General features: G+C 64.2%; 22 protein-coding genes. 10 read left to right on the plus strand and 12 right to left on the minus strand.

Annotation, left to right across the window (positions count from 1 at the left end):
- Positions 1-289: 289 nt before the first annotated feature.
- Both EGJ34_RS09155 and EGJ34_RS09160 read right to left on the minus strand, forming a co-directional pair.
- Complete coding sequence (locus EGJ34_RS09155; RefSeq protein ID WP_125360185.1) at positions 290-931, minus strand: response regulator transcription factor; 642 nt, start codon at positions 929-931, stop codon at positions 290-292.
- Positions 928-2,031, minus strand: a complete 1,104-nt coding sequence (locus tag EGJ34_RS09160) for a sensor histidine kinase (protein ID WP_125360186.1) — start codon at positions 2,029-2,031, stop codon at positions 928-930. The genes EGJ34_RS09155 and EGJ34_RS09160 overlap by 4 nt, the downstream gene beginning before the upstream one ends.
- Before the next feature lie 149 nt (positions 2,032-2,180).
- Between EGJ34_RS09160 and EGJ34_RS09165 the strand changes: the two genes are divergently transcribed.
- The 3 genes from EGJ34_RS09165 (at position 2,181) to EGJ34_RS09175 (ending at position 4,696) form a co-directional block, all read left to right on the plus strand.
- The gene (locus EGJ34_RS09165; protein ID WP_125360187.1) at positions 2,181-2,603 is read left to right on the plus strand and encodes a DUF2141 domain-containing protein; all 423 of its coding nucleotides are present in this window, start codon (positions 2,181-2,183) and stop codon (positions 2,601-2,603) included.
- A gap of 10 nt (positions 2,604-2,613) precedes the next feature.
- A complete protein-coding gene (locus tag EGJ34_RS09170; RefSeq protein ID WP_125360188.1) occupies positions 2,614-4,137 on the plus strand; it encodes a carotenoid oxygenase family protein in 1,524 nt (507 codons plus the stop codon).
- A gap of 205 nt (positions 4,138-4,342) precedes the next feature.
- The gene (locus EGJ34_RS09175; protein WP_125360189.1) at positions 4,343-4,696 is read left to right on the plus strand and encodes a hypothetical protein; all 354 of its coding nucleotides are present in this window, start codon (positions 4,343-4,345) and stop codon (positions 4,694-4,696) included.
- A 269-nt stretch (positions 4,697-4,965) separates the two neighbouring features.
- Here EGJ34_RS09175 and EGJ34_RS09180 read toward each other — a convergent pair whose 3' ends face one another.
- On the minus strand, positions 4,966-7,014 hold the full coding sequence (locus EGJ34_RS09180) for a TonB-dependent receptor (protein ID WP_125360190.1): 2,049 nt from the start codon (positions 7,012-7,014) through the stop codon (positions 4,966-4,968).
- Positions 7,015-7,236: 222 nt separating this feature from the next.
- Between EGJ34_RS09180 and EGJ34_RS09185 the strand changes: the two genes are divergently transcribed.
- Positions 7,237-9,285 (plus strand): TonB-dependent receptor, encoded by a 2,049-nt coding sequence (locus EGJ34_RS09185; protein WP_125360191.1) that lies wholly within the window; start codon positions 7,237-7,239, stop codon positions 9,283-9,285.
- Here the strand turns inward: EGJ34_RS09185 and EGJ34_RS09190 are convergent.
- Complete coding sequence (locus EGJ34_RS09190; RefSeq protein ID WP_125360192.1) at positions 9,280-9,546, minus strand: hypothetical protein; 267 nt, start codon at positions 9,544-9,546, stop codon at positions 9,280-9,282. The two genes, EGJ34_RS09185 and EGJ34_RS09190, sit on opposite strands and share 6 nt — an antisense overlap.
- Positions 9,547-9,611: 65 nt before the next feature.
- Positions 9,612-10,148 (minus strand): carboxymuconolactone decarboxylase family protein, encoded by a 537-nt coding sequence (locus tag EGJ34_RS09195; RefSeq protein ID WP_125360193.1) that lies wholly within the window; start codon positions 10,146-10,148, stop codon positions 9,612-9,614.
- An 83-nt stretch (positions 10,149-10,231) separates the two neighbouring features.
- On the opposite strand from EGJ34_RS09195, the gene EGJ34_RS09200 reads away from it, so the two are divergent.
- Positions 10,232-11,119, plus strand: a complete 888-nt coding sequence (locus tag EGJ34_RS09200; RefSeq protein WP_125360194.1) for an AraC family transcriptional regulator — start codon at positions 10,232-10,234, stop codon at positions 11,117-11,119.
- A 302-nt stretch (positions 11,120-11,421) separates the two neighbouring features.
- Here the strand turns inward: EGJ34_RS09200 and EGJ34_RS09205 are convergent, their stop codons facing one another.
- On the minus strand, positions 11,422-12,321 hold the full coding sequence (locus EGJ34_RS09205; RefSeq protein WP_125360195.1) for an alpha/beta hydrolase: 900 nt from the start codon (positions 12,319-12,321) through the stop codon (positions 11,422-11,424).
- Positions 12,322-12,527: 206 nt separating this feature from the next.
- Between EGJ34_RS09205 and EGJ34_RS09210 the strand changes: the two genes are divergently transcribed.
- Positions 12,528-13,061 carry an HD domain-containing protein gene (locus EGJ34_RS09210; RefSeq protein ID WP_125360196.1) on the plus strand — a complete coding sequence of 178 codons (534 nt, stop codon included), beginning with the start codon at positions 12,528-12,530 and terminating at the stop codon, positions 13,059-13,061.
- Positions 13,062-13,231: 170 nt separating this feature from the next.
- On the opposite strand, the gene EGJ34_RS09215 is transcribed toward EGJ34_RS09210, so the two are convergent.
- Positions 13,232-13,654 (minus strand): hypothetical protein, encoded by a 423-nt coding sequence (locus EGJ34_RS09215; RefSeq protein ID WP_125360197.1) that lies wholly within the window; start codon positions 13,652-13,654, stop codon positions 13,232-13,234.
- A 240-nt stretch (positions 13,655-13,894) separates the two neighbouring features.
- Complete coding sequence (locus EGJ34_RS09220) at positions 13,895-14,170, minus strand: hypothetical protein (RefSeq protein ID WP_125360198.1); 276 nt, start codon at positions 14,168-14,170, stop codon at positions 13,895-13,897.
- Positions 14,171-14,722: 552 nt separating this feature from the next.
- On the opposite strand from EGJ34_RS09220, the gene EGJ34_RS09225 reads away from it, so the two are divergent.
- Complete coding sequence (locus tag EGJ34_RS09225; protein WP_125360199.1) at positions 14,723-15,238, plus strand: hypothetical protein; 516 nt, start codon at positions 14,723-14,725, stop codon at positions 15,236-15,238.
- 9 nt (positions 15,239-15,247) lie between these two features.
- Positions 15,248-15,541: an ATP-grasp domain-containing protein gene (locus tag EGJ34_RS09230; RefSeq protein WP_260476944.1), complete on the plus strand. Its 294-nt coding sequence runs from the start codon at positions 15,248-15,250 to the stop codon at positions 15,539-15,541.
- Between the two features lie 90 nt (positions 15,542-15,631).
- Here EGJ34_RS09230 and EGJ34_RS22180 read toward each other — a convergent pair whose 3' ends face one another.
- From EGJ34_RS22180 to EGJ34_RS09245, 4 genes are all read right to left on the minus strand, one after another.
- Positions 15,632-15,802 (minus strand): hypothetical protein, encoded by a 171-nt coding sequence (locus tag EGJ34_RS22180; protein ID WP_185750125.1) that lies wholly within the window; start codon positions 15,800-15,802, stop codon positions 15,632-15,634.
- 96 nt (positions 15,803-15,898) lie between these two features.
- On the minus strand, positions 15,899-16,162 hold the full coding sequence (locus EGJ34_RS09235; protein ID WP_125360201.1) for a hypothetical protein: 264 nt from the start codon (positions 16,160-16,162) through the stop codon (positions 15,899-15,901).
- Entirely contained in the window at positions 16,149-16,484 is a 336-nt protein-coding gene (locus EGJ34_RS09240; RefSeq protein WP_125360202.1) for a hypothetical protein, read from the minus strand. Before EGJ34_RS09240 ends, EGJ34_RS09235 begins: the two co-directional genes overlap by 14 nt.
- Positions 16,481-16,666 carry a hypothetical protein gene (locus EGJ34_RS09245; protein WP_125360203.1) on the minus strand — a complete coding sequence of 62 codons (186 nt, stop codon included), beginning with the start codon at positions 16,664-16,666 and terminating at the stop codon, positions 16,481-16,483. The genes EGJ34_RS09240 and EGJ34_RS09245 overlap by 4 nt, the downstream gene beginning before the upstream one ends.
- Positions 16,667-16,850: 184 nt before the next feature.
- Here EGJ34_RS09245 and EGJ34_RS09250 point away from each other — a divergent pair, with 184 nt between their 5' ends.
- Together EGJ34_RS09250 and EGJ34_RS09255 are read left to right on the plus strand one after the other, a co-directional pair.
- On the plus strand, positions 16,851-17,483 hold the full coding sequence (locus EGJ34_RS09250; protein WP_125360204.1) for a TetR/AcrR family transcriptional regulator C-terminal domain-containing protein: 633 nt from the start codon (positions 16,851-16,853) through the stop codon (positions 17,481-17,483).
- Between the two features lie 41 nt (positions 17,484-17,524).
- Positions 17,525-18,036, plus strand: a 512-nt coding sequence (locus EGJ34_RS09255; protein WP_125360205.1) for a biotin/lipoyl-binding protein, incomplete at its 3' end; no start/stop codon positions are given.

An 18,036-nucleotide genomic window follows, 5' to 3' on the forward strand; every position in this document is an offset into this window, starting at 1 on the left:
CCGAAACCGGGACTGAAACCGAAACCGGGACCGAAACCGGGACCGCGGTAGGGTCGGTCGATAGACGACCGCCGTGGAATTGCCAACGCCCGGTAACGCATGACCACCAAACGAAGAAACGCCTCTCCGTTCAATGGTCATGCGTTACCGTGCAGATCACCGTTATCGGCGGTCGACTGTCGTCCGACCCTACCAGTTCCAAGGTTTCCGCAATCCCAAGAGATCCCGCAGATTCCACTGTTCCCGCAGTTCCAGCACGGTCTGCGATTCGACGCCGGAACAGCGCGTCTCAGATGATCCGCAGCGTGATCGCCTTCAACACCGCCCGCGTGCGATCACGCGTGCCCAGCTTGTCCAGGATGGTGGAGACATAGTTCTTCACCGTGCCCTCGGCCAGAAACAACGTGCGGGCAATTTCCTTGTTGGAATACCCGCCGGCCAGCAGCCGCAGAATTGCCACTTCCTTTTCGCCAAAGGTATCGCTGGGCGGGGCTTCGTCATGGAAGCGGTAGCGTGCCCGCACCGGGTCGGTGCTCACCGGCAGCAGCAGGGTCTCCCCGCCAGCGACCTTCAGAATCGCCTCGTGAAGATCCTCCGGCGCGGCATCTTTGAGCATGAAGCCCTGCGCGCCGGCCTGGCTGGACTGCAGCAACAGGTCGCTTTCGTCGAAGGTGGTAAGCAGCAGCAACGGGGTGGCGTCGCCACGCTCGCGTAGCTGCCGTGTAGCGGTGATGCCGTCCACGCCGGGCATGCGGACGTCGCTCAGCACCACATCCACCTGTTGGTGGACCAGGCCGTCGAGCAGCCCCTGGCCGTCATCGGCCTCCAGTACCACCTGGATGCCCAGGCCCTGCAACAGGGCGCGCAGGCCGGCCCGTACCAGCGCCTGATCGTCGGCCAGCGCCACCCGCAGTCCGCGTGCTGCATTCATGTCGGCAGCCTTGCGGTCAGATGCATGCCACCGGCATCGGTGCGTGCCAGCTCCAGCTGCCCCTGCACCGCAGCCAGTCGCTCACGCATGCCGGTGATGCCATTGCCCTCACGGATGCGTTCGGCACGTTGGCCGTCGTCGCGGATGTCGATACGCACGCTGTGCTCTTCCTTGTCGATGTTCAACCACACGGTATCCGCATCGCCATGGCGGGCGGCATTGGTCAACGCCTCCTGCACCAGCCGTAGCACGGCGTCGGCGACCAGTGGGTTCGCAATGCGTACCTGTTCGCCAATATGCACGCGTAGATCCGGGCGCGGGAACGGGATGGCCAGCGCCTGCAACGCCGTGGCCAGGTCCAGCCCGCGCTCGTCGCGCATGCTCTGCACCACCTGACGGATGTCACCCAGCAGTTCGGCTGAAAGCTGCTCCACCAGCTGCACACGCTCGCGTGTGGCCGGGCTGGCGTCGCTGGCAAGGGCGCGCAGGTTCAGGCGCATGGCGGTGAGCTTGTGACCGGCCACGTCGTGCAGTTCGCGCGCCAGCCGGAGACGCTCGGCATCGCGCGCGCTGTCGGCGAGCAGGGCACGGGTGGCCAGCAGGTCGGCGTTGACCCGGGCGAGCGCTTCGCGGGCCAGTTCAGAGCTGCGGGCGTAATGCGCGGTGAGCGCGGCGAACGCCTGGAAGCCGGCGTAAATGGTGGTAACCAGGAAGGGATGATTGGCTCCACCCGTGCGCAGGGCGAAGTAGAGACACACATTGACCACCAGCGCAGACACCAGCACGATGCGCGCCGGCCAATGCTCGGCGAGGTGGGCAATCAGCACCACCAGCAGCACGGGCAGCGTGCCCACCCGCGGTTCCAGCCACACCAGCGCCAGCGCGGTCAGCGCCAGCAGCACATCGCTGACCAGCCGCCAGCGCGAGCGCACGGGCAGGTGGTCGTAGACCACGAACAGCACCATGAACACGCCCAGCGCCGCCCAGCGCAGCGTCTGCTCGCCCTGGGTGGCCACGCCCAGCGAAAGCCCAACCGCCACGATGGTCAGCAGGCCGGCCAGGCTGAGGGGGCTGATCAGGTTGCGCAGGAAGGAGGACATGGCCGCATGCTGCCCGCCCGCTGCCCGGTTCGGCAATGGGGGTGGGACAGAAAGTGACTTCTGGCACTGCGGATCGATGACCACTGGGCATGGGTTGGGCCGGTCGTGCCGCGCAGACTGGCTCCACACACCCAACCGGAGTCCGCACCATGGGCCGTACCCTGTTCAACTGCCTCCCCTACGCCTGCCTGCTGGTGGCGACCTCGGCCTCCGCCGGCGACCTGCAGGTGGATCTGCAGGATGTATTCACCCACACCGGCACCCTGCACGTGGCGGTAGTGGACGGCCCGGCCGGCTGGAACAACCAGGCCAAGCCGGTGCAGGCGAAATCGCTCAAGGCCGAGGCGGACAAGGTGCACCTGGTGTTCAAGGACCTGCCTGCGGGTGACTACGCGGTGCTGGTCACCCACGACCAGAACGACAACGGCAAGCTGGATACCAACATGCTTGGCATTCCGGTGGAGGGCTACGGTTTCAGCAATAACCCGCAGCTGATGCGCAAGCCCACCTTCGAAGAAGCGCGGGTGCACGTACCGGCTGAAGGCTCCACCATTTCCATCATTCTGCGCTGAGGCTCGAACCATGGACCGTCGCCGCTTCCTGCAGTCGCTGCTGTCTGTTGCCACCACAGCCGCCATCGGCGGCGTCGCCCTGCGCGCCGCGCCGGCACTGGCCGGTGATGCCGCCGCCTTCGCCGCTGCCCGTGACCAGCATCCCTGGCTGACCGGCTGGCGCAGTGTTACCAGCGAAAGCCTGGGGCCGGCCACGGTGGACCTGCAGGGCCGTCTGCCGACCGGGTTCGCCGGCACGCTGTACCGCAACGGCCCGGCCTGGAAGGAGCGCAACGGCTTCCGCTACGACCACTGGTTCGACGGCGACGGCATGGTGCACGGCTGGCAGTTCAACGGTAACGGCACGCTTACCCATCGCGGCGAGATGGTGCAGACACCCAAGTTCACCCGCGAGCAGAAGGCCGGGCGCTTCCTGTATCCGGCGGCGGGCACCGACGTGCCGAACCGGCAGGCGGTGCGCAACAACGACGACGCCAACGCGGCCAACACCTCGGTGATGGTGGTCAATGGCCGGTTGTTCGCATTGTGCGAAGCGGGCTCGGCGTTCGAGATGGACCCGCAGGAACTGGGCACGATGGGTGCCACCACCTGGCGGTCAGACCTGGCTTCGATACCGTTCTCGGCGCACCCGCTGGTGGACCGCGATGGTAGCGTGTGGAACTTCGGCAGCATCTCGTTGCTGGGCGGCACCGGACTGCTGGTGTGGCACATCGGCGCGGACGGGCAGCTGCGCTCGGCCAGTGTGGTTGATACCCCCTTCCTGGGGTACATGCATGCCTTTGCGATGACGGACTCGCACCTGGTGTTCATGCTGATGCCGTTTGATCGCAAGGAGGGTGGGGGCGCGTTCTTCGAACGGATGCAGTTCGCGCGGCAGCGACCGTGCCAGATTGCCGTGGTGCCGAAGTCAGCGCCGGACACCGCACGCTGGTTCGAGGCGACATTCACTGCGGCCTATCACTTCGGTGATGCCTACGAGAAGAACGGCCGCATCGTGATGCGCACGGTGCGGCATGACGACATCGACGAAGCGCGTTCACCGATGAAGGCGGCGATGGAAGGCGACGCCGCGCATGCCGCCAACTCAGACGCGAGCCTGCTCGAGCTGCATCTGGACCTGCGCAGCGGTGCCGCGCGCTGGGAGGAGACCGGCATCCATGGCATCGAGTTCCCGATGTTCGACAGCCGCACCGTGGGTGATAAGGGCGCTCGCCTGTACACCCCGGTGATCCAGGGCGAGCACAGTGCACCCTACTTCAATGGCGTGGCCGGGTTTGACGTCGACCGTGGCCGCCGCCAGGTGTGGCGCTACGGCACCGATATCCTGGCCGAAGAACACGTGTTCGTGCCGCGCCCGGGCAGCCGCAAGGCCGACGATGGCTGGCTGGTGGGCACGCTGCTGGATTCGGCGAATCAGCGCAGTGGTATCGCGGTGTTGGATGCGCAGCGGATTGAGGAGGGCCCGCTGGCGCAGGCATGGCTGCCGTATGCGGTGCCGCTGGGGTTCCATGGCACGTTTGCTGCCAAGGGGTGACTGCGGTGCCGGCCAGCGGCCGCCACTACCGGTGCGACGTGGGGTGCGGTAGGGTCGGTCGATAGACGACCGCACGTGGTGGTAATCGCTGCTGTAACGCATGACCTTTGAACGGGGAGTGCTTCTGCGTCAGAGGTCATGCGTTTGCCGCGCCGATCATCGTTACCGGCCGTCGTCTGTCGACCGACGCTACCAAGGCATCCGCATGAGCCAGAGCATCCTGTTGTATCTGAATGACGTCGCGGTGGCCACGCTCCAGAACCTGCGGCAGGAAACGCCGTGGTTCACCGCCACCGCACACTTCAATGACGTCGCTGTGGGCGAAACACTGGAGCGTGTGACGCGCTTCCGCACCTTCGACCAGCACTTGGAAGCGCTGGACCTGCCGGAAGACGAAGAAGAGGATCGCTGGGAGGCCAAGCTGGCCGAGCTTGGCTTGGCCCATGCCGATCTCGGTCTGGATTTTGACGGGCAGTGGTCGGTCGTGATGGAGGATGGAACGGTGCAGGAAGTCCGGTCCCTCCGATTCGAGGACGGTGTGGTGCAGTGGCGCGGATGAAGGCCTGAAGCGTTGGGTTTTGGTCTTGGCCGGGACTGCCGCTGGTAGGGTCGGACGATAGTCGACCGCCGATGGCAATGACCAGTGCTTTAGCGAGTGACCCTTGACTAAACCACGCGCTTCCGCGTTGAAGATCATGCGTTCGTCGCGCAGATCACCGTTATCGGCAGTCGTCTGTCGACCGACTCTACCCCTCCCGCACAGGCATCCGGCTGCGGAACCGGCATGGCGGCACGTCATCCGTGCCGCCACCGTCTTGGCACCGGCAATCAGAACCGCGCGGTCGCCCCCACAAAGAACGTACGCGCCCCACCGTCGTAGTTGTTGCCTTCGTCGATGGTCGACACATCCCCAAGGTTCAGCACACCCGCACGCAGCGTCAGATTCTCGTTCACATCAAACCCGGTCACCAGGTCCACCGTGGTGTACGCCTTCGCAAATGTGGAACTGGTCGCCGACACCAGCTGCTTGCCGATGTGCTGGGCGCTGAGGTTCAACGACCACGCATCCGTCACCTGCCAGTCCAGCGAGGTGTTTGCAGTCAGCTCCGGCACCACCAGCAAGGTGGCCCCGGTGGTGCGGTTCTTCGACTCCAGCATGCGGGTGGCATTGGTGGTCCAGCTCAGGCGCTCGTGCAGCGGCACGGTGACGCTGGCCTCCACGCCGCGGGTACGGGCCTTCTGGACGTTCTGTGCCACCGTCCACCAGTAGCCGTTGACGAAGCTGGTGGTCTGGCCGGGGATCTGGGACAGCGGGACCTGCTCGATCTTGTCGTCGAAGTTGGTCAGGAAGTAAGTCGCCGACGCGGACCAGCCGTTCCTGTCAAAGCCCACGCCCAGCTCGTAGTTGGTGCTGGTTTCCGGTTCCAGGTTCGGGTTGCCGGCCATGTAGCAGCCGCGGGTGCCGTCGGCGTTCACCGAGGTGCTGCTCCAGCCTTCCACGGTGAGCGCGCGGCAGCCGTTGCCGCCGGACTGGGTGGCCGCGCCGGCGGTACCCTGCTTCAGGTTGGGCGCGCGGAAGCCTTCGGAGATGCCACCACGGATGGTCCACGCATCGCTGGGATGCCACACACCGTAGATACGCGGACTGAGGTTGTCGTCGTAGTTCTCGGTGTTGTCCCAGCGCAGGCCAACGGTGAGGATGAAGCGCTCGTGCAGGGTGATGTGGTCTTCAGCGAACAGTGCCCAGGAATCCGCCTCGCTGGTCGGGCTGATGCGGCCGCTGCCGGTCCAGGTCACCGGCACGGTGCCGATGGTGTCGCTGTTTTCCAGCTCCTCGCGCTTCCACTGACCGCCGACGTTCAGGCTGTGCTCGAAGCCCCAGTGGAAGCCGCTGGTGAAGGCGGTATCGAACACGGTCTCCTTGGAGTGGTTACCGACCTCGCTGCCTTTGTCCTCGTAGTCGTTCTGCACCAGCGTGGTCTTGGAGGTGGTGGCATCGCCGTACTTGCCGTCATGCGTCAGCACGTAGCCGGTCTGCACCAGCTTGGACAGTCCCCAGCTGCTGACCTCACCCGCGCCGCTGTTGCGCTGCACGCCGCGCGAGGCTTCCACACCGACCGTGTGGTCATCGTTGATGCGCCAATTGAACAGCACGTTGGCATTCTCGGCCTTGTTGCCGGGCGTCTGGCGTGCGCCACGATCGGACTCGCGGTCGGTGACGTTCGCGCCGACGCGAACGCCCAGGTTCTCGGTCAGCGGACCACTGAACAGTGCGCCCATCTGGGTGGTGTTGCCACGGTCGTCCGCATCGGGCTTGCTGTAGTTGAAGGTGACCGAGCCACCCCACTCGGTGGCGATCTTGCGGGTGATGATGTTGATCACGCCGCCCATGGCGTCGCTGCCATACAGCGAGGACATCGGCCCGCGCACCACTTCAATGCGCTCGATCATGTCCGGCGACAGCCAGTTCAGATCCTGCGGACCCAGGTCGTCGCGGTAGTTCACGCCGGCCGAGCTGCCCTGGCGGCGGCCGTCAATCAGGATCAGGGTGTACTGCTCGGGCAGGCCACGCAGGCGGATCTTCGACTGTGCGCCGGAGAGTGCATAGCCACCGGTCACGCCAGGCACGGTGCTCAGCAGCTGGCCGATACTGCTGACCGGCTTGCGCTCGATCTCCTCACGAGTGATCACGCTGATGCTGGCGGGAGCGTCCTTGATCCACTGCTGGGCACCGGTGGCGGTGACCACCACGGTATCCATCTGCTGGGCATTGCCGCTGGCAGCGGCATCCGCCGCGGCGTGGGCCTGGGCGGCAAGGGCGAGGGTGACGGCGACAGCCAGGGTCGAGACAGTGCGGGAAACGTGGGGGAACGACATCGAAGCAGTACTCCTGATGGCAGGGTCCGCTGGCGATGGCTGGGACATCCTTGTGGGTTGAATGGGACAGAAAACTTAACAAATGTATCACGAATCATTCGCATTTGACACAAATCGATACGGTCGTGCCCGGCCCGTCAGGTGATACATGGAATGTTATAATGTCCCAATTGCTGCCCCTTCGTAGGGGGTGGTCCCCACTGTTCTGGTTTCCGAACCCCTATGAAGATCCACATCCTCGTGGCCGCCGTCGCGGCTGCACTGCTTGCCCCCACCGCCTACGCGCAGTCCGGCGATTCGGCCCTCACCCTGGGCAAGGTGGATGTCCACCAGCACGCGGAAGGGCAGCTCACCGCGCACCAGGTGCTGACCTCGGTGGACGTGCTCGGTGCCGACCAGATCGAAGACAAGAACGTCTCGCACAGCTGGGAACTGCTGGGCCAGATGCCGGGCATGCAGCTCACCGAGACCCGCCAGGGTGCCGAATCGGGCAAGGTCAGCTTCCGCGGCTTCAACGGCGAGGGCTACCTCAATGCGATCAAGACCCTGATCGACGGCGTACCCAGCAACGTCAACAGCGGCAACCAGCGCTTCATCGACATGCTGTTCCCGCTGGAAATCAGCTACATCGAAGTCGTGCGCGGCACCAACGATCCACGTTACGGGCTGCACAACATCGGCGGCAACGTGAACTTTGGCACCCGTCAGGGTGGCAACTACACCGATGCGCGGCTGGGCTATGGCAGCTACAACACCCGTGAGGCCCAGTTCGCGCTGGGCCGCGAAAGCAATGGCTTCGCGCAGAACTACTTCGTCGGCTGGAATGACACCGACGGCTACCGCGACCACGACAGCTCGAAGAAGTATTCCATCGGCGGCAAGTGGTTCTACGGCGACCTGGACCAGGACGGCATGCGGATTGGCCTGACCGCACGTGCCTACCATCACGAGGCAGACGAAGCCGGCTTCATGACCGCCGACGAGCTGCGTGCCGACCGCCGCGGCTCGGACATCCGCAACGCCAACGATGGCGATGACCGTGACATGCGCCAGTTCGGCGTGCACATGGACCTGAAGCTGGCCGAAAACGTGTTCTTCGGCACCAAGCTGTACTACAACCGCTACGAAGATGATCGTCGCGTCACTTTCAGCGACCTGCCGACCGGCAATGCGCCGCGTCAGCGCCGCATATGGGATGAAAAGCAGGTCGGCATGCTCAACACCGTGACCTGGCAGGCCAGCGACGTGCTGACCCTGGAAGGCGGGCTGAACTACGAGCACCAGGACAACGCCTACATCCGCCAGCGATTCAACTACAGCGAACCCACCGACTTCTGGGCCACGCCGGCACGCGTGCAGAACGACGACCGCCACACCTTCGACAACTGGGGTGCCTATGTGCAGGCAATCTACCAGCCGATTGACGCGCTGAAGATCGTGCCGGCCTACCGCGTGGACCGCTTCGATGGTGATACCCATCTGCCAGGTGGCATCACCGGCAAGCTGCAGGATTACGGCACCATCGAGCAGCCCAAGCTGAGCGTTGTGTATGCCTTCAGCCCGACCACCAACGTGTACGCGAACTGGGGCCGCACGTTCCAGGTGCTGACCGGTTCAACCCCGCCGGCCTACCTTACCCCCGGCCAGGCGGCGGTTGCACCGTCCACCAATACCGGTGTCGAGCTGGGCCTGAAGTTCAGTCCGTTCGCCGGCAGCCAGGCACGCCTGGCGGTCTGGCAGCAGGACGCGGAGAACGAAACCTCGAACATGCCCGCTACCGGCACCACGGTGACCCTGGGCAAGACCCGTCGCCGCGGCGTGGACGCGCAGTTCAACGCGCAGATCGGTGAGAAGTGGACGGTGTGGGCCTCACATGCCTACCAGGAAGCGAAGATCACCCGCGACGACCGCGCCGCCAGCATCAGCCTGGAAGGCAATGAAGTAGCCGCCGTACCGCGCCACATCAGCAACATCGGCCTTGACTTCCAGGCCACCGAAGCGCTGCAGCTGGGGCTGCAGGGGCGTGCGCAGGGTGACTACTACCTGGAGGAGCGCAACGTGGCCGGCAAGTATGGTGATTTCGCCGTGCTCGACCTGAGCGCGCGCTACCAGTTCAGTCCGCGCTGGGGCGTGGACGTGCAGGTGAAGAACGTCACCGGCCGCGAGTATGCCTACGCGTGGTATGACAGCTTCTTCTGGGACCAGGCGCAGCCGATGTTCTCACCGGCTGCCGGGCGTTCGGTGTTCGTCGGGTTCAACATGAAGTTATAAGGAAGAAATCTCGCACGTTGGCGGGAATGCATCGCGGTGTACGCCATCCACGGACACGATGGCGTCCAACCGCACGATACGGCCGTCATCCAGCCGCATCGTCTCCACCCCGTCATGCGCGGTGATATCGACAATGCGGGCGTGCAGCGCGTGCTCGCTGCCATCTTCCTCAATCACCATCGGCACCGTACGCCGCTGCACCGCAACGGTTTCCAGCACATCGTGAAACTCGCAGTTGATCGGAACATAGGGCCGGGACATGGCGAACTCCTGAGTAGTGAGGAGCGCAGGCGGACCGCATAGCGCGGCCCGCCCGGCTGGAACACTCAACGCAGCTTCACGCCGGGAAAATCGACCGGCACCGCAAACGCCACGTTGACGTAGTTGGTGAACAGGTTCAAGGCCACATGGGCGAGGATCTCGACGATCTCCTCGTCATTGAAGCCGACGCTGCGCAGCTGGGCCACGTCGCCGTCTTCAATCTGGCCACGACCTTCCACCACGCGCAGGGCGAAGTGCAGGGCGGCAGCGGTCTTCGGGTCGTCGGACTGACCGCCCTGCGCGGCGCTCATTTCCTGGCTGCTGGCTCCGGCCTTGCGGCCCAGTGCAGTGTGTGCGGCCAGGCAGTATTCGCAGGCATTGCGATTGGCGATGGCGACGGCGATCTTCTCACCCAGCGCGGCCGGGATGACGCCACCGCCCAGGGCACCGAATGATCCCCACATGCTCTTCAGCGCGGCCGGGGAGTTGGCCACGGCACGGAACATGTTGGGGGTGGCCCCGAAAGCCGAGTGGATCTGGCCAAGCAGGGTCTGGGTGTCGCCGGTGGCGGCGGCGGGGGTAACAAGCGGGATACGGGACATGGTCTGGATTCCTGTTGAGGACCGGTCCGAAGTGGCCGGTTGAGGGTCATACTAGGAACCCGGGCAGGACGTTTGGTGTCTATATGTCGCTGATTGATGTCATTTCGTCTGATGCCGCTACGCCGGCCATCGACCGGCTGACCCCGGTGCTGGAGCGCTTCCGGGTCCAGGCCAGCCTGTTCCACGCCGGTCCTTTATGTGGATTGAGCACCTTCGACGCGCAGCCGGGCCGTGGTTTCCTGCACGTGCTGCGCCGGGGCGAGATGGAGCTTCTGCTGCGCCAGGGGGCCAGGACGGAGCGCACACCGCTGTGCGAGCCCACTCTGCTGCTGTTCCCGCGCGCGGTGCACCACGAGTTCATCAATCCACCGGTGGACGGTTCGGACTTCACCTGCGCGACCCTCGACTTCGACGGCGGCGACCGCAATCCCATCGTGCAGGCACTACCCGATGCGGTGGTGTTGCCGCTGCGCGAGATTGACGGGCTCGGCGGCGCACTGGAACTGTTGTTCGCCGAGGCCGACCAGACCCGCTGCGGCTCGCGCCTGCTCGCCAACCGCCTGTTCGAGGTGGTGTTGATCCAGGTGCTGCGCTGGATCATCGACCACCCCGAGCGCGCCCAGGTTACGCCCGGGATGATGCGTGGCCTTTCGGAACCGCGCCTGGCCAAGGCGTTGATGGCGGTGCACGCCAGCCCGGAGGCTGATTGGACACTGGAGCGCATGGCGGATCACGCCGGCATGTCGCGTAGCGCCTTCGCGGCGGCGTTCAAAACCGCGACCGGTGCCACGCCGGCCGCGTATGTGTTGGACTGGAAACTCAACGTGGCGACCTCGTTGCTGCGAGCGGGTCGCCCGGTGAAGCAGGTGGCGTTGGAGCTGGGCTTTGCGGATGCGCCGACGTTTTCTCGGGCGTTTCGTCGGCGTAATGGCAGCTCGCCACGTGAGTGGTTGGGCCAGCTACAGGCGTGACGTCGGGGTCATGCGTTCGTCGCGCCGATCACCGTGATCGGCCGTCGTCTGTCGATCGACGCTACCACGGCTGTCTCGTGCGACCTGGGCCGGGTAGGGTCGGTCGATAGACGACCGCAACTATCGCCCGTCGCTGCTGTAACGCATGATCCTTGAACGGAGAAGCGCTTCCGCGTTGAAGGTCGTGCGTTCGTCGCACCGATCACCGTTATCGGCCGTCATCTGTCGACCGACGCTACCAAAGCACCATCAGTCCCGTCGACGGCAGCCAATCCCAGCGCGCCAGCACGCTGCCATCCTGCTCAGGCGGCACCAGCAGCATCTGCGCTGGGTAGATGCCGTTCGATCCACCGCTTGAAGTCGGCCACCACCTCTTCACGGCCGGCGTCATTGAGCAGGTCGTGCGCGTGGCCTTTGTAGAGCTTGAGGGTCTTGTCCGCCGAACCGGCGTTGTCGAAGAAGATCTGGCTGCCCGCCGGCACCGTCACCTTGTCTGCGTCGCCATGCACGATCAGCACCGGCAGGCGCAGGCTGGAGAACCCACGTTCCAGCCGATCGTTGCCAACGAGCATCTGTGCCACGGTCAGCGCGGTCTGCTTCTCGTTGGCGATCAAGGGATCGGCATTGAGCGCCCTGACCACTTCGGGAAGCCGGGAGAACTCCTTGTTCGGCAGCTTCAGCACCGGCAGGGTGGGAAATGGCCCGCTGAACCAGCGCACCAGGGTCAGCACCGCCGACGGAGCCGGCACTCGGAACGCGAAGCTCTCGCAGATCAAACCGGCCAGCTCGTCCTGGTGTTCCAGGGTGTAGCCGGTGGCGATCACCCCGCCGGCACTGTGGCCGAGCAGGAACACCGGCAGGCCAGGCTCGCGTGCGCGGGCCAGGCGCAGCAGGCTGTCCACGTCGGCCAGGTAATCGTCGAAATGCCGCACATGGAAGCGCGGTCCGCTGGACTTGCCGCGCCCGCGCAGGTCCACGGCGTACACCGCCAGCCCCATCGCGGTGAACTGTTCGGCAGCCCACAGGTAGTGGCCGCTGTGCGAGTTGAAGCCCGGCACGATGGCCAGCACCGCCCGGGGTACCCCGGCCGGTCGCCAGCTGCGGATGAAGAGTTCGCCTTCGCCGCCGGCGATGATCTCCTCACTGCGCGACGGACCGGGGCGGCCGGGACCGGAAGCAACGGCATGCAGGGTGCTGTTCATGGCAGATCCTCACGACGGGAAAGGACGCCCCATGCGGCCGCCGACGGGCGGCAGGCGACACGGAACGACGTCCAAGGGGGAGCGACCGGCATCCGCGGATGCCGTACAGGAGCCCAACGCACAAGCCAGGGAGCAACGGCCACGCAATTGCGGGCGTAGGATGGTGTCGTACAGGTGGACCCTGACCGTGTCCGGAGGAGCTCCCCATGCTCGACGCCCTGCCCGTGCTCGATGCCATTCTGCAGCGTCATGCTGCCGAACTGGGCAAAGACCACCTGCCGTATCGCAATCACGCGTACCGGGTGGCCAATTTCCATTGGTGCCTGTTACCCGGAGGTGATGAGGACCGGTTTGTGGTTTCAGTGGCCGCTGCCTTCCACGACCTGGGCATCTGGACCGATGCCACCTTCGACTATCTGGGGCCATCGGAGGCCCAGGCGCGCGCCTATCTGCAGGGCGAGGGGTGCGGCGACCTGGTGCCGCTGGTGGCGGCGATGATTGATCATCACCACCAGGTATCGGCGATGGTGCGGACGGCTGATCCGCGCGTTGAGGCGTTCCGGAAGGCGGACTGGATTGACGTCACCCTCGGGCTGCGCCGGTTCGGTGTTCGGTCGGAGGACTTCAAGCGCATTCTGGCGCGCTTCCCCCGATTGGGATTTCACCGCCGGCTGGTGCAGTTCGCCTGGCACCACGGCCTGCACCATCCAACCAATCCGCTGCCCATGCTGCGGCGGTGATACGTGACCACGCTGCGCGCAACGCTTCGGTAGGGTCGGACGACAGTCGACCGCCGATAACCACCGCCACTGCTGGAACGCATGACCCCCGAACGGAGAGACGCTCCTCCGCCACAGCCAATGCCCAACCGCACTGATCACCGTCATCGGCGGTCGACTGTCGTGCGACCCTACCGGAATGCGTCCCCGTCACTGAGCCTGGCGTCGTCACCGTTGACCTCTACCGTCGTTATCGGGGATGCCGGTGTCGCGATGGTGAACCTCGCCCGATACTCGCAGTAGCACGCGGCCATCTCTTCACGGGATGCCTCCAGACGATAGCTCAGCTTCAACGTGTCGCCGCGAAGCGTTGCTCCCGGATCCATCGCCATGTCGTAGCCGCAGGTGTCCGCATGTCGGACCAGATAGGTGGTCACCGCACCTTCCTGCCTGCGCAGTACCTCGGGTGCATATGACTCATCCTCCCAGTCACCCTCGCACCCCAGGTACTTGAACTCCTTGAGCAATCCATCGCCATTACTGACGTCGCCCGGATTTGAGCACGCGGTGAGTCCCATCACGGCAGCGAGTACAACAGCTGTTAGACGCATCATGCCATTCCGTTGGTGACCTGCAGCCATCATAGGGGCATCCGCACGCGCCTGCCCCATCCCCCCGGCGACGCGCGGAACACCCCTCGGTGCCCTAACTCCGGCGGACGTCGCATCGGCCGCATGAACGCCAGCCCGGTAGGGTCGCACGACAGTCGACCGCCGATATCAACCATCGCTGCTGGAAGGCATGACCTTCAAACGGAGCAGCGAGCCTTCACCGCGGCCTGCGCCATTGCGCACCTATAGGGCTGCAGGTTGACTGTGCATCACTTCAATCGTCGATCCAACCGGAACATCGCTCTTTTCAAGTCCATGGAACGACAGGAACACTGGAGTAAATGGCTCTCTCTTTTGATACTCGATCATCGGACGCGCTTCTCGTCTGGTTCCGTCGGGTCGCACGATCGTCGCTTGATAGGATCCACCGGAGTCGAGTAGGGCGAGATCCTCTGCCACCCGAATCGCCAGCATGTTGAAGTGTTTTATGTGGAGCGCTTCAACCACAGTGAACAGCATCAAGCCATCCGGTATGCCTCTCTCGCGCCTTCGTGCACAATGCCAACGCTCTAGTGCCAAACGGCATTCCGGGCAGTACCACGCTTCAACGATGACTGCCCTCCGTCTGGGACCAACCTTGCATCAAGTGCGGCATTTGGAAAGTATGCCGAGCGCTCACGGATATACGTGCTGGAGAGTGTCAAACAGCCATTGAACGTAGGTAGACTACAGGGCAGTAGGTCACGCTCATGCACATGGCAGAAGCGAAGAGCTGCTTCGAGCTCATGGATGTCGTGGTGCCATGACGAATGAGTTGCGTAAAAGCGATCCACTTCTTGTTCCTGCCAGAACTTCAGCCGGGGTCGAAATCCTTGCGCAAGAAACTTTAAGAATCGCTCTTGGCCGAGGCATTCGGCGAATGCCTTTCTCAGCAGATTCAGATCAGTCATAGTGCCCGCCCCCCACGGTGTGAGGAGCATACATCACCAGGCAGCAAGCCGGGATCCTGACCTGTTGTCGGCCCGTTCTCGACGGGGCAGCATTCCTTTCACGACGGGAGAAGCAATGCCAATGGAAAAAGTACGATGGATCGTTCAATCCAATCTGGGCAGTCGGAGGGACATAGAGGCGATCGCCGATGCCTGCCAGAAGCTGGGACTGGAATGCCTCCAGGTTGCCGTCATCCCCTTCTCCGATGCACTGCCTGAGGCACCGACCGACGCTCCCGCCGTCTTCTACGGGTCGGCAAATTTTGCCACCAACGTGCACCGTTCTGGTCGCTGGGTACCGGGGTCTTCTTCGACGAGCAGGCGTTCCAGTTCACTCACACCCTTCAGCAGTACGGAGACGAGTGCCTCAACTCCGACGCCCGGGGTGACCACCATGGCAGAGTTAGCAGCGCTTGATCTGGCCGACGACGTGCGCCTGTTTGTGCGTCCGGTGGCGGACTTGAAGGAGTTCGCCGGAACTGAGTTCACACTGGGCGATTACCGGAGCTGGTATGCCCGTCTGGCCGGGGGCGACTTCGATCTGTGCCCCGATACACCAATCATCGCCGCCTCGATCAAGCCCATCGAACACGAATGACGGCTGTTTCTGGTCGACGGCCGGGTGGTGGCCGGTAGTCACTACCGTAGCCATGGCGAGTTGCAGGTATCGCCAGAGATTCCGCCTGAGGTACGCGTCTACGCCGAGCAGATGGCGGCGGTCTGGAGTCCCTCGGCCGTGTTCGTTCTCGATGTGGCGCAATCGCAGGGACGCCTCTGCGTCATCGAGATCAACGGATTCAACAGCTCCGGCTTTTACGCCAGCAACATTCAGGACATCGTGGAGGCGGTCTCCGAAGTGGCGACACACCCCAAGCCATCCGACCCCCACTTCGTCGCGTGAATGCAAAATCGGTGGAGTCGGACGACAGGCGACCGCCGAAATCAACCATCGCCGCTGGAAGGCATGACCTTCGAACGAAGACGCGCTCTTTCACCGCAGATGCTGCGCCACCGCGACGTACTTCTGCAGGACCTGCGTCACCTCCTCCTGCAGCTGCTGTGCTGAAACAATGCCGGCCGAAATGAGATTGACTTTGTCTTCAAGAACTAAAAGTTCAATCCAGAGGTCCCGAGGCAGCCCCGTCGTCTCGTGGATTTCCATGGAGATCCAGATCGCTGTCAGGACACTTATCTCTCCTGCCGCAAGCCGAGAACACGTGTCGGATAGCAGCCATCGTCCTGCTTGCTGCCAGTCAGCCTAGGTTGCGCCGATCTTGAGTGCATCCATCACCGGGTACTTGTCGCGGGCAGTGGCGATCTCGATGATCTCGATGGGCGGTGCATCCAAAGCCGCGATCACGTCGTACGCCCATGCGTTCGCGTCCTCGGCCGTCTTGATGCTCAACGAGATTCCCGTCGAGAAATAGGCGCAGATGGACGCGTGATCCGCGTCGGCGGGAAAGCCCTCCGTTGCGCAACCGGCATTCACAGATGTCTGGGTTGAAAGATCAGAGCCGGTCAATGGAGGTCACCAGAATCTCGGCCGGAAAACCAGACATGTGCCCGCAGCCTCCCAGGACCGGATCAGGCCCAAGCAATGTGCCCAGCACCTGGACCCGATGACCACTGAGGCGGCGCATGGCTTCTTCATCGAATCGCAAACTCCCGTACCCGGTGCTTAACCAGAGCCCGGACTTGTTGTATTCACCGCGCTCAGCCTTGGGAAAGTGCCAAAGCGAGACGTCCTCGAAGTCGAAGCTCAGGATGCCCACGACGCACACGGGGTCTCCTGCACGTGCCGCCAGCTGGTGGATGGCCTCGTTGACTGAAAGAGCACCGTTCATGTACGCCGTCCCCCGCCGAGAAGGACTCGCGCGGGCCGAAACAGGATGTAGCTGAAGACACTCTGGGAGCGCCAATCGCCGGCAAGCTCGTTGACGTTGTGGGTTCGCCAGATCACGTTCAGTGCCTCGGAAAATGTGCGGTTCAAATCGTCGGTCGAAAGCGCGCCTCCGACGCTGGTCATGCGTTACCGGGCGCTGCACCGTCATCGGCAGTCGTCTTGCGATCGACTCTACCAAAGCGCAGGTTCCGCGTGTCCCTGGCGATCCCGGCAGCCCAAGGCCCGAGCCGGACGCGACACCCCCTCTTGCACCCCCAAACCTAACACTGTTAGATTCGCCCCTAACAACGTTAGGTAATCTCCCCCCATGCGCCAGGCCATCGCCCGCGACAACATTGTGGACGCCGCCTTCCAGCTCCTCGACGAGGCCGGCATGGAGGGCGTCACCCTGCGCAAAGTGGCCTGTTCGCTGGGCATCCGCGCGCCGTCGCTGTACTGGCACTTCAAGAGCAAGCAGGCGCTGGTGGACGCCATGGCCGACGCGATGATCGTGGACGTGGCCCGGCACATCCCGGAAGGCCAGCCGTGGCGGCAGACCCTGCTGCAGATCGCGCGCGAGTTCCGGGTGGCGTTCAAGGCCCGCCGTGATGGCGCTCGGGTCTATGCCGGTACCTTCATTGCCACCGAAAACGTGCTGCGGGTGGGCGAGGCCAGCATCGCCGCGCTCACCGCGGCCGGTGCACCGGCCTGCTTCGCCGCGACCACGGCGATGGACCTCGTCTACTACACGATGGGCTTTGTGATCGAAGAACAGTCGTGGCCAGGCGACGGCAGCATGGAAGCACTGGGCGAGGCGTTCATGGCCCTGGCCGAACAGCGTTTCCCGCACTGCTGGCAGGCCCGCGAGGTCTGGCGCCAGGTGGACTTCGACACCCGCTTTGAACAGGGCGTGGGCCTGATGCTGGACGGCATCGAACAGCGCCTCGCCCGCAACTCCTGAATCCCGCTCCCTTACCGCTGCTCCGACACGGAAGCTCATCCATGCGTTCGCCCTTACTTCGCTCCTCCCTGCTGGTGCTTTCCCTGGCCGTACTGACCGCCTGCGGCGGCAAGGACGATGCCGAGGCCGATGCCGCCACCACCTCGTCGCTGCCGGTATCGGTGGCCGCCGCGCAGACCCAGGTGATGCCGCGCACCGTGCTGGTGTCCGGCCCGGTCAGCGCCTACGAGGAAATGCAGCTGGGCGTGGAAATCAGCGGCCAGCGCGTCACCGCGCTCAACGTGGATGTTGGCCAGTACGTGAAGAAGGGTCAGATCCTGCTGCAGCTGGACCATCGCACCCTCGACAGCGAGCTGGCCCAGGCCGAAGCCTCGCTGCGCCAGGCACAGGCCTCGCAGGAACTGGCCCACCTGAACTACCAGCGCAGCGAGAAGCTGGCGGCTGAAAAGCTGATCAGCGAAAGCAGCCTGGATGAGCTGCGCGCCAATCGCCTCAACGCCGAAGCGCAGACCGCCACCGCCCGCGCCTCGCGTGACTCGGCGCAGCTGCGCCG

Origin of the sequence: Stenotrophomonas sp. 278 (assembly GCF_003935715.1) — a bacterium.
Classification (GTDB): Bacteria; Pseudomonadota; Gammaproteobacteria; order Xanthomonadales; family Xanthomonadaceae; genus Stenotrophomonas; species Stenotrophomonas maltophilia_AH.

Excerpts from the sequence above, each read along its gene's own strand:
- EGJ34_RS09225 (WP_125360199.1), top strand. The coding sequence starts at position 14,723 with ATGGAAAAAGTACGATGGATCGTTCAATCCAATCTGGGCAGTCGGAGG.
- EGJ34_RS09245 (WP_125360203.1), bottom strand. The coding sequence starts at position 16,666 with ATGACCAGCGTCGGAGGCGCGCTTTCGACCGACGATTTGAACCGCACA.
- EGJ34_RS09185 (WP_125360191.1), top strand. The coding sequence starts at position 7,237 with ATGAAGATCCACATCCTCGTGGCCGCCGTCGCGGCTGCACTGCTTGCC.
- EGJ34_RS09220 (WP_125360198.1), bottom strand. The coding sequence starts at position 14,170 with ATGCTGTTCACTGTGGTTGAAGCGCTCCACATAAAACACTTCAACATG.
- EGJ34_RS09240 (WP_125360202.1), bottom strand. The coding sequence starts at position 16,484 with ATGAACGGTGCTCTTTCAGTCAACGAGGCCATCCACCAGCTGGCGGCA.
- EGJ34_RS09200 (WP_125360194.1), top strand. The coding sequence starts at position 10,232 with ATGTCGCTGATTGATGTCATTTCGTCTGATGCCGCTACGCCGGCCATC.
- EGJ34_RS09215 (WP_125360197.1), bottom strand. The coding sequence starts at position 13,654 with ATGATGCGTCTAACAGCTGTTGTACTCGCTGCCGTGATGGGACTCACC.
- EGJ34_RS09250 (WP_125360204.1), top strand. The coding sequence starts at position 16,851 with ATGCGCCAGGCCATCGCCCGCGACAACATTGTGGACGCCGCCTTCCAG.
- EGJ34_RS09160 (WP_125360186.1), bottom strand. The coding sequence starts at position 2,031 with ATGTCCTCCTTCCTGCGCAACCTGATCAGCCCCCTCAGCCTGGCCGGC.
- EGJ34_RS09210 (WP_125360196.1), top strand. The coding sequence starts at position 12,528 with ATGCTCGACGCCCTGCCCGTGCTCGATGCCATTCTGCAGCGTCATGCT.
- EGJ34_RS09155 (WP_125360185.1), bottom strand. The coding sequence starts at position 931 with ATGAATGCAGCACGCGGACTGCGGGTGGCGCTGGCCGACGATCAGGCG.
- EGJ34_RS09180 (WP_125360190.1), bottom strand. The coding sequence starts at position 7,014 with ATGTCGTTCCCCCACGTTTCCCGCACTGTCTCGACCCTGGCTGTCGCC.
- EGJ34_RS09165 (WP_125360187.1), top strand. The coding sequence starts at position 2,181 with ATGGGCCGTACCCTGTTCAACTGCCTCCCCTACGCCTGCCTGCTGGTG.
- EGJ34_RS09175 (WP_125360189.1), top strand. The coding sequence starts at position 4,343 with ATGAGCCAGAGCATCCTGTTGTATCTGAATGACGTCGCGGTGGCCACG.
- EGJ34_RS09170 (WP_125360188.1), top strand. The coding sequence starts at position 2,614 with ATGGACCGTCGCCGCTTCCTGCAGTCGCTGCTGTCTGTTGCCACCACA.
- EGJ34_RS09195 (WP_125360193.1), bottom strand. The coding sequence starts at position 10,148 with ATGTCCCGTATCCCGCTTGTTACCCCCGCCGCCGCCACCGGCGACACC.
- EGJ34_RS09205 (WP_125360195.1), bottom strand. The coding sequence starts at position 12,321 with ATGAACAGCACCCTGCATGCCGTTGCTTCCGGTCCCGGCCGCCCCGGT.
- EGJ34_RS22180 (WP_185750125.1), bottom strand. The coding sequence starts at position 15,802 with ATGGAAATCCACGAGACGACGGGGCTGCCTCGGGACCTCTGGATTGAA.
- EGJ34_RS09190 (WP_125360192.1), bottom strand. The coding sequence starts at position 9,546 with ATGTCCCGGCCCTATGTTCCGATCAACTGCGAGTTTCACGATGTGCTG.